At 49.8% G+C, this 9,186-nt stretch carries 9 protein-coding genes and 1 pseudogene; 5 read left to right on the top strand and 5 right to left on the bottom strand.

The features are described from left to right. Nucleotides 1-185 (bottom strand): annotated as a pseudogene (locus DBO31_RS05905) (hypothetical protein); the annotation flags it as partial. A gap of 272 nt (nucleotides 186-457) precedes the next feature. On the opposite strand from DBO31_RS05905, the gene DBO31_RS05900 reads away from it, so the two are divergent. After that, on the top strand, nucleotides 458-1,900 hold the full coding sequence (locus DBO31_RS05900) for a pyruvate kinase (RefSeq protein ID WP_234995413.1): 1,443 nt from the start codon (nucleotides 458-460) through the stop codon (nucleotides 1,898-1,900). A gap of 108 nt (nucleotides 1,901-2,008) precedes the next feature. After that, on the top strand, nucleotides 2,009-2,401 hold the full coding sequence (locus tag DBO31_RS05895; RefSeq protein ID WP_200817467.1) for a NifB/NifX family molybdenum-iron cluster-binding protein: 393 nt from the start codon (nucleotides 2,009-2,011) through the stop codon (nucleotides 2,399-2,401). A gap of 352 nt (nucleotides 2,402-2,753) precedes the next feature. Here the strand turns inward: DBO31_RS05895 and DBO31_RS05890 are convergent, their stop codons facing one another. The 3 genes from DBO31_RS05890 to mutY all read right to left on the bottom strand — a co-directional run bounded on the left by DBO31_RS05890 (nucleotide 2,754) and on the right by mutY (nucleotide 5,979). After that, nucleotides 2,754-3,677 (bottom strand): LysR family transcriptional regulator, encoded by a 924-nt coding sequence (locus DBO31_RS05890; protein ID WP_159897775.1) that lies wholly within the window; start codon nucleotides 3,675-3,677, stop codon nucleotides 2,754-2,756. Next, entirely contained in the window at nucleotides 3,655-4,764 is a 1,110-nt protein-coding gene (locus tag DBO31_RS05885) for a metallophosphoesterase (protein ID WP_234995412.1), read from the bottom strand. Before DBO31_RS05885 ends, DBO31_RS05890 begins: the two co-directional genes overlap by 23 nt. A gap of 150 nt (nucleotides 4,765-4,914) precedes the next feature. Beyond that, nucleotides 4,915-5,979 (bottom strand): A/G-specific adenine glycosylase, encoded by a 1,065-nt coding sequence (mutY, locus tag DBO31_RS05880; protein WP_150824682.1) that lies wholly within the window; start codon nucleotides 5,977-5,979, stop codon nucleotides 4,915-4,917. A gap of 160 nt (nucleotides 5,980-6,139) precedes the next feature. On the opposite strand from mutY, the gene DBO31_RS05875 reads away from it, so the two are divergent. The 3 genes from DBO31_RS05875 to DBO31_RS05865 are packed head-to-tail and all read left to right on the top strand — an operon-like array spanning nucleotide 6,140 to nucleotide 7,890. Next, nucleotides 6,140-6,931: a DUF4931 domain-containing protein gene (locus tag DBO31_RS05875; protein ID WP_150824678.1), complete on the top strand. Its 792-nt coding sequence runs from the start codon at nucleotides 6,140-6,142 to the stop codon at nucleotides 6,929-6,931. A 3-nt stretch (nucleotides 6,932-6,934) separates the two neighbouring features. Next, on the top strand, nucleotides 6,935-7,663 hold the full coding sequence (locus DBO31_RS05870) for a metallophosphoesterase (protein WP_150824677.1): 729 nt from the start codon (nucleotides 6,935-6,937) through the stop codon (nucleotides 7,661-7,663). Beyond that, complete coding sequence (locus tag DBO31_RS05865) at nucleotides 7,660-7,890, top strand: hypothetical protein (protein ID WP_059077446.1); 231 nt, start codon at nucleotides 7,660-7,662, stop codon at nucleotides 7,888-7,890. Before DBO31_RS05870 ends, DBO31_RS05865 begins: the two co-directional genes overlap by 4 nt. 105 nt (nucleotides 7,891-7,995) lie before the next feature. On the opposite strand, the gene DBO31_RS05860 is transcribed toward DBO31_RS05865, so the two are convergent. Further along, a partial coding sequence (locus tag DBO31_RS05860) for a cell wall metabolism sensor histidine kinase WalK (RefSeq protein WP_150824676.1) occupies nucleotides 7,996-9,186 on the bottom strand: 1,191 nt, incomplete at its 5' end.

The following is a 9,186-nucleotide window of genomic DNA, read 5'->3' as shown; positions in this document are numbered from 1 at the left end:
GATTCCTGTACGATATGGAGGATTTCCTTCCAATTGTCGTATTCCTGTTCAGAGAGGATGAACTCCCCCATTACGCCCGTATCGAGCCGTTCCTGGGAACAAATGACGCTTTTGGCATAATCGACGCCGCTGCTGCGGTCGTAAACGTGGAGTTCCCGTTCTTCATTATTGACGTATACTATCATACATTATTTCTCCTTCATTTTAAAATCTATATTATTATATCATATAAATGCTGATTCCATCGCATTATTTTGCCGCGTAAAATAATGCTGCCCAATGTAAAATTACAGTAAAAGTGCTTTCTTTCTCTGCAACGATGGTATACTATGGTTGCATACAACATGTATTCTGGTATACAGGAGGCAATACGATGAAATCAACCCCTTCTCTAAAGGAAATGAATGACCTATATCAAACCTTGTTCGAACTTCGCCAGAACGTTTTGGAGCAGGGCATGAAAATGTATCAAGCTGTTTCTCCATCTATCCGGCGCAGCTCCTTCCGCTTCAGTGCCCTGAATCTGGCTTTTTATCTTGTCATACGCTGCCACGACCTGCGGCCCCTGCAGGAAAAGCTGCTGTTATTGGGATTATCTTCACTTGGGCGCAGCGAAGCCCGTACGATGGCGAATCTCGATGCCGTCATCGCTTCATTGGGGCGGATCTGCCACAAGCAGGAACATGAACTCATCGCCTATCCTGCACCAAAATGGTTTTTCCACGGCAGCCGCCTGCTAGCTCATAATTCCAATCTGATATTTGGCAGTCATCCTGATGCATCCTATACGAATATTATGGTGACTATGCCTCCAGAAGCGGCTACGGACTACAAACTGGTCCGCAATCTTCTCGAAGCAGGTATGGACATGGCCCGCATCAACTGCGCTCACGACACACGGGATATATGGCAGGCCATGCTGCACCATATCCATAAAGCGGAAAAGGAAACAAAGAAACGCTGTAAAATCTACATGGACCTGGCCGGTCCGAAAGTCCGCATTTCCCAGGTATTAGTCCCCGGTGATGACGACCGTGTCTTTACAGATGATTTCTTTTTCCTCGCCCGTGGAAAAATTTCCGATTACCCTGCCGATTATACAGGAAATGTCATCATTACCTGTAGTATCCCCCAAGTATTCGATCATCTTCAGGAAGGCGATTCCGTCGTCATCGATGATGGCAAACTGAATTGTGTCGTCACCAGGCTTATGCCTCAGGGAGCCTATCTGCGCGTCATTTCGACAAAAGCCAAGGGATTCCGTCTGAAAAATAAAAAAAGCTTGAATTTCCCTAAAACACCACTGGACATTACGCCCCTGACGAAAAAGGATCTGACCGATCTCGATTTCATTATCCATCATGCCGACGCAATCGGCTATTCGTTCGTCCGCAGCCGCGCCGATATTCTTCTGTTGCAGGATGAACTGTACAAACGGATGGGAAATAAAGCACGGAACATGGCTATCATCGCAAAAATAGAGACCAGAGACAGTGTGCATAATCTGCCAGAAATCATCGTCCAGGCCGCTTCCCGGAATCCCTTTGGCGTCATGATTGCCCGGGGCGATCTGGCCGTTGAAGCGGGATATCATCGTCTGGCAGAGCTGCAGGAAGAAATACTCTGGATTTGTGAAGCTGCCCATATTCCCGTCATCTGGGCTACACAGGTTCTGGAAAACCTTGTCAAGACAGGCATTCCGTCCCGGGCTGAAATCACCGATGCCGCCATGAGCGAACGGGCCGAATGCGTCATGCTCAATAAAGGGCCGTACATCGTAAAAGCCGTTTCCAGCCTGGCGGATATTGTTAAGCGTATGGAAGACCATCAGTATAAAAAAGCGCCCCAGCTGCGCACGCTCCATATCGCATCAGATGCGCTGAAAGCATTCGATAATTAAATTATTGACTTTTGTTGTTTATATTATTGACATATGTCGTTATATGATGTATACTCTTTAATAGAAGAAAGATTTAGTATAGTCAGGTTATATTAAGGAGGAATTCATATGATGACAAATGGCAAAATTGCCGTAACCTATGACAACGGCAGCGTATTCCAGCATTTTGGACGGACAGAAGCATTCAAGTTTTATACAGTAGAAGACAAAATCGTAACGGGGAGCGAAATCATTTCCACCAACGGTGTCGGCCACGAACCGCTGGCCCAGTGGCTCAAAGATCACGGTGCTGACGTACTCCTCTGTGGCAATATGGGACCGGGAGCGCGTAATGCCCTGCAACAGGCTGGTATCCCCTTCTACTGTGGCGTTCAGGGATCCTGTGACGAAGCCGTACAGGCATTCCTGGAAGACCGGCTGCAGTATAATCCGGATGCCACCTGCAGCGGCGGTCATCATCAGCACCACGCCGGTCATGGTCATACATGCAATCATCAGTAGTCCTGCCGGACAAGAGTACAGCGGAAATCACATCAGCTGTACTCTTTTTACGTTTTCTTACTGCGTTAACAGAATTACTGTTTTCCCCTTTTTCCGGCTCGTGTTTATAATAAAAAGTAACAAAAGAGCACGTGTTCTGCAGCACAGCTTTTGTCTGTTCCTGCGCCGTCTGCAGCTGGATACGAAAATCCTCTTACATGTCCCTTTTAGGATTCTTGTATGCTGATTTTAGCAGGAATATATTTATATCGAGACTCCCTGAAAAAGGGGCTGCAGCAAAGTGAACCAGAAGCATTCACCTTGCTGCAGCCCCTTTTTCCACGCACAGATTTTCTTTAATGGAAATATACATTCATGTAAGACTATCTTTAATGAACTCTTTCGTACATTCAATGAACGCCCTGGCCGGGACAGAACATTCACTAAAGGAAGCCACTGTCAGGATAATATCACAAGTCAGGGACGGTGAAATCGGCCGTGCTGTGAGTCCCGGATGCATAGGAGCATAAAAATCCCACATATAAACGGGAAGCAGACTGACACAAGGTGTCTGTTCCAGTTTTTTCAGCATGACATAATTGCAGTTGGACGTAAACGTCGAAAGAGGCTGCAGATTATACTTTTTCATGTACTCGGCTACATTCGATTCCAGACCATGGCGTGAACGGAACATGAGTACCCGGGACTGCTGCATTTCTTCTGCCGTAATGCATTCGTTCCGGGACAAAGGGTTCTGTTTGGACAGGACAGCCACATAAGGATTGACATTGAGGATAATCCATTCATTTTCATAATCTGGCTGTTTCGTCGTAATCGTAATATCGGCAACGCCGCTGCGCACCCATTCGGCTAGCGTTTTAGGACTGTTCTCTTCCAGAATGTCCACATCAATATTGGGGTATCGTTCCTGAAAGCGCTCGACGACAGGCAGGATGATGGCACAGGCCGTGCTGGTGAATCCGGCAATGCGCAGGCGGCCCAAATGAATGCCCTTGATATTTTCACACTGCTCTTCCAGCCGTTCTTCCACTTCTACGAGCTGCCGGGCATAGGGCAGGATGGCGTGTCCTTCTTTGGTCAGAACAACACCTTTGTTGCTCCGCTGGAGCAGGCTGAAACCACATTCATTTTCCAGGGAATTCATCATCTGGGTCACCGCCGACGGCGTATATCCCAGTTCCCGCGCAGCCTGGATGAAGCTTCCCTTGCGGGCTGCCGTGAGAAAGACTTTGTATTTTTCTATATTCATATAATCACCGCTTTTTCTGTAATTCATATACGGTAACTTCCCGGGAGCACAAGACCCGGAAAGGCAGCCAGTGGCCCGTACCGCGATTGACATACCCATAGCAGCCGTCTTTTTGGAACAGGCCGCGGAGATATTTAAATCCTACGGCCTGGACTAAAGGCCCGATAGGTGCAAACTGGGCACCATGGGTATGACCACACATCGTAAGAGGAATATGATGAGCGAATCCTTCATCGATGAAGGCCGAATTGTGTGCCAGCAGAATCGTAAATGCACCTTCTGGTATTCCCTGCAAGGCTGTCTGCGTATAGTCCCGGCGCTGTTCATCGTGGAGACGGCCGCTGGGGGCAAAACTGAAATCTGTGCCGGCAATATAAAAGGGCCTGTTATCCCTTCCAGAACGGCCGGAAAGATTCCGTCCCCCTCCGGGACTGGCACAGAAATGGCTGTTGCGTACGATACGTATGGGTGTCGATTCCAGCATGTCTGTAATATCCGCCAGTCCCCGGTAATATTCATGGTTGCCGTAGCAGAAATCAATGCCATCGGGAAACAAAGCGGCTCCCTCCATAAGGACCTGCCGGCACTGAGGAAGCCGGCTCAGCTCATCGATGAGATCCCCCGTAATTTCCAGGCGGTTGACTTTTTCCGCTGCCAGGCGCTCCATCGCTGTTTTTAAGTCCTCCGGGCTGAAAAACAGCCCAATATGGCTATCAGAAATCTGTCCGATGCGGTACCCTTCCAGATAATCAGGTAAGTCCGGAAAGGAAAGGGGAAGTTTGGTCACAGCCAGATAACTTTCGCCCACGACATTTCCCAGTCCGCTCGTCGCTGCTGCCGCTACGGGAACGGCAGCGGCCATCCCTTTCAGGAATGTCCGCCGGCTCATGGATGGCCCCTGATGTTCCCCGGCAGTCATATTTTCTGCCGGTGTAACCGGTCGGCCGCGCCGCTTCAGCCGGTAAAAAAAGATGCCAGCCGCCAGCACCACCAGGACAGGAAATGCCAGGAGAAAGGTGAGGAACCAGCTCACTGACGCCAAAGCTCCTATATGGAGCCCCATCAGGCGGATGCCCCCCGTCAGCCCGGGGAACCAGTGGCTGTACCAATACAACTCCCCTGCCCCCAGCGCCGAGCAGCATGCCGTGAGCAAAGCAATTTTCTTTCCCTGTCCGCCTTGTACGATGTAGTTATATAGTACGCCTGCTGCTACGGAAAAACAGGACAGGATTACCATAAAATTAATAAAAAAAAGACCTTTCATCTAAACTATGGCAGTGATTTTTCCATGGGGCCCGGCCCAGGGAACCTGCGTGTAGCCAGCCTGTGGCAGCCACTGCCAATCCTCCTTATCCAATAGCGTCCCATTTGCATACGGGGCTGTATATATCGTCATCTGCCAGACTTTGTGGGAAAATACATGACGCAGTGTACCGACTGGCCCGCTGGCACTGCCGGCGCGGATTCCTGCTTTTTTCAGAACTTCTCTGGCTGCATCCAGCCCGGCACTGCCCTTTCCCACGGCATTGGGAAATTCCCACATAGAAGCGAGCAGTCCCTTTGCCGGACGGCGATGGATGAGCCAGGACTGCCGGTCGGAAACGACCAGAACGGTTATATCCACCGCAGGCTTGTCTTTTTTGACAATGCGGACCGGAAGTTCCGTCTCCCGCCCTTTTTCATGGGCAAGGCAGCAGGAAACAAGAGGACATTCCTGACAGCGCGGATGACGGGGAATGCAGATCGAAGCTCCCAGGTCCATGAGCGCTTCATTGAAATCGCCCGGCGCATCGTCGGGGATGACATCCTGTGCCAGGCGGGTAACTTCTTTTTTTACTTTCGCCGATAAAATATTATCCTCTATGAGGTACAGGCGGGAAAAGATGCGGAGCACGTTGCCATCGACAGCCGGGACCGGCCGGCCATAGGCAATACTGAGGACTGCCCCGGCCGTATAGGCACCGACTCCTTTGAGTGACAGCATATCCTTTTCCCTATCCGGTACCTTCCCGCCGTACCGGGCCTGCACTTCACAAACGGCCTGATGGAGATTGCGTGCCCGCGAATAATACCCCAGCCCCTGCCATTGGCGCAGCACTTCTTCCTGGGTGGCACTGGCCAGGGACGCCACCGTAGGAAAATGATCCAGCCAGTTTTCATAGTACGGCCGGACGGCTTCGACTTTCGTCTGCTGCAGCATAATTTCTGAAACCCATACTTTATACGGATCACGCGGCGAAGTGCGCCAGGGCAGGTCACGGCGGTGAGTCCGGAACCAGCCGAGCAGCAGCTGCGGCCAGTCATGGGCTGTTTCGTTGTGTATCGTCATAAACGGTTCATACCTCTGTTTTTTCAATGTAATCACACCGGAATGCCATTCTGGCTCCGGTGCTTTATATTATACCACATCCCCTGCCATATATCGTATTTGAAAAAGCGTATCTCTATGCTACAATATACGGTAGGTATTAGTAAAGGAGTCCGTCATAATGGAACACAATCCGTCATTACATACATTGATATACAATCTGGACCTGGGCAGGACAAAGCCGGATACGGTGCACCGCGACGCGTCGTACTGCCCGTTCTGCGATGTGGCACATTTAAAAAACATCATGGAAACGCGGGGACACATGATATGGCTGGAAAATGCCTATCCGGTCCTCAAGGATTCCTGGCAGACACTAATCATCGAAAGTGACGACTGCGACGGTGAATTTTGTGAATATACGCCGGATTATGCCACAAAGCTCATCGATTTCGGTCTGGAAAAGTGGCAACAGGTCAAAGAAATGGGGCGCTTCCGTTCCGTCGTTTTTTACAGGAATCACGGTTACATGTCCGGTGGAACTATTCATCATCCCCATTCCCAGATAGTCGGATTTGAAAACTATGATTATCATGACGACATCAAGCTCTACCATCTCCTGGGGACGCCCATCATCGAAGAAGACGGTCTGGAAATCAATCTTTCAACCCGTCCCATCATCGGCTTTTATGAAGTCAACCTGATTCTTGAAAACAAGGAAAAACTGCCAGAGTTCGTTCGCTATATGCAGCTCGTCGCCCACTACTTCATCCACGCTTTCGTGTGGCGCAACGAAAGCTATAACATCTTTTTCTACGATTTTCCCGGTGACAGCCGGCTCTTTGTCAAAATAGTCCCACGTTTTCTTACCAATCCGCTGTACGTAGGATATATGATTGCCCAGGTCGCCAACAAGGGACATCAGCAGCGGGTTATAGAAAAACTGCGTACCATTTTATCGGAAAGGAAATAATATATGCGTTTATTTGCAATCGGTGATTTACATCTGTCCGGCAACCCGCCTAAAAAGCCCATGGAGGTCTTTGGTCCCCGCTGGATCAATCACTGGCAGCGGATCCGGGAAGACTGGCTCAGCCGTGTCCATGAAAACGACGTCGTCCTCATCGCCGGTGATACATCGTGGGCCATGCATCTTAAAGAAGCTCAGGAAGATCTCGACGAAATCCGGGAACTTCCCGGCACGAAATATATCATCCGCGGCAATCACGATTACTGGTGGGAAAGTGCCGGCAAGTTAAACCGCCTCGATGAAGGAAAGGGCATGCACTACTTATACGGCAGCACCGTCACTCTCGACGAAGGCCGCATCGCTGTCTGCGGTACTCATGGCTGGGTCTGCCCCGGCGACATCCACTACCATGAAGAAAAAGACGCCAAACCTTACCGCCGGGAACTGCTCCGCGTCGAACGGTGCCTGCAGGAAGCGGCAGCACTAAATTGTGAGCACACGATTCTGCTTCTCCACTACCCGCCGGTCTGTGATCTGACAAGACCCAGCGGTTTTACAGAACTTCTGGAAAAGTATCACGTTCCTCTGTGCGTGTTCGGCCATCTCCACGGCATGCAGCCCAACACCATGTTCCCCCGCAGATATAACGGGACATTGCTGCAGCTCGTCTCTGCCGATTACCGGGACTGCCAGCTGCTGGAAATTACATTTGATGATAAAGGAGAAGAATCATGAGCCAGATTGCCCAGAAACATCTATTAGCCGGGTTCATCTTCGGCGATAAAGAAAATAACGAATACATCTATCTGCCCGGTGGCGAAGTCGGCACAGAACATCCACTCTGCGTGTATGAACATGATGGTTCCCGGGAAGATATTCCCCTGGAAGAAGCAGGCTATCTCGTCGGCCATCTGACACTGAAGCCGTGCAGTCATCCCGTGCTGGGAAAAAAGTCGTTTTAATGCAATATGAGGCCGCAGCATAATGACATGAACCATTCATTTTGCTGCGGCCTCCTTTATTTGCCGTTCATAGCAGTTTTGCGACAGTCATCCGAATGAAACGAATCAGCAGGCTTTCAGAGTAAACCAGAATGTTACGCCGTCCGGTTCATTGTACACGCCATACGTTTCATGGTGCAGTTTCAATAAGGCTGCCACGATTCCCAGACCCAGGCCATGACCGCCAAAAATACGCTGGGATTTACGGGTCCTGGCGGCATCTACTTTATAGAACGGTTCCCAGACGCGGCTCAGGTCATGCTCCGGTATCTGGATTCCCTGATTGTAGATACTGATGGTATAACGGTCTCCCGAACGGACGGCAGAAAGAATAATACGTCGTCCTTTTTCCGTATAGTCGATAGCATTGGAAAGGAAATTGCTAAGGACTGTATCAATGCGTTCCGGATCAGCGTAGACAACCATTTCTTCAGGCAGGCAGCACGAAAACTGAATTTCTTTTTCCCTCAGGACCCCTTCGAAGCGACAATGCGCTTCTTCTACGAGAGCCCGGAAATCAAACTCCGTCATATCGATGCGGAACGTCCCCGTTTCCAGCCGTGACAGGTTGAGCAGGTCCTTCACCAGATGATCCATCTTCATCGTCTCACTGTGTATGACCTTGCAGTAATGCTGCCTCGTCGATTCATCCACATCGAGGCTGTCCAGCCCTTCGGCATATCCCTGGATAAGGGCCAGTGGCGTCTTCAGCTCATGAGACACAGCAGAAATAAATTCTTTACGCATCTTTTCCACTTCATTGGCTTTTTTTAGCTGTACTTCCAGTTCGCTATTTGCCTGTTTGAGCTCTGTAAGGGCCGTATTCAGCTGATTAGACAAATTATTCAGGCTCTGGCCCAGTTCCCCGATTTCATCATTGCGCGTATTCATCCATTTATGGGAAAAGTCGAGATGGGCCATAGCAACAGACAGCTTTTTCAGATGAATCAACGGTTTCGTCAGGGCATTGGTAAACAGAATGGAACCGATGATGGCAACAAACAGCCATATGATACCGCACAATGCAACGAAATTCTGCACGACGACAACGGTCGCTTCCAGTGGTTCCAGCGGTTGGGAAACAATAACGTAACTATTACGGTCTTCGTCTACAGGATAGACATAACTGATGAATCGCATGTGATCGTCCCGGCCGTCAATGTAAATTTCATTAGTTTCATCCTGGCTTAAGGCTTCGCCATTGAACAGTTTGCGCATGATGGTGACATGCCGTGGCTCTTTCATCGGCTGCTCTTC

The sequence above is a fragment of the Megasphaera sp. DJF_B143 genome, assembly GCF_900320625.1.
GTDB lineage: Bacteria > Bacillota > Negativicutes > Veillonellales > Megasphaeraceae > Megasphaera > Megasphaera hexanoica.
Note: the sequence above shows the minus strand (reverse complement) of the source record. Positions and strands in the feature narration are given on the sequence as shown.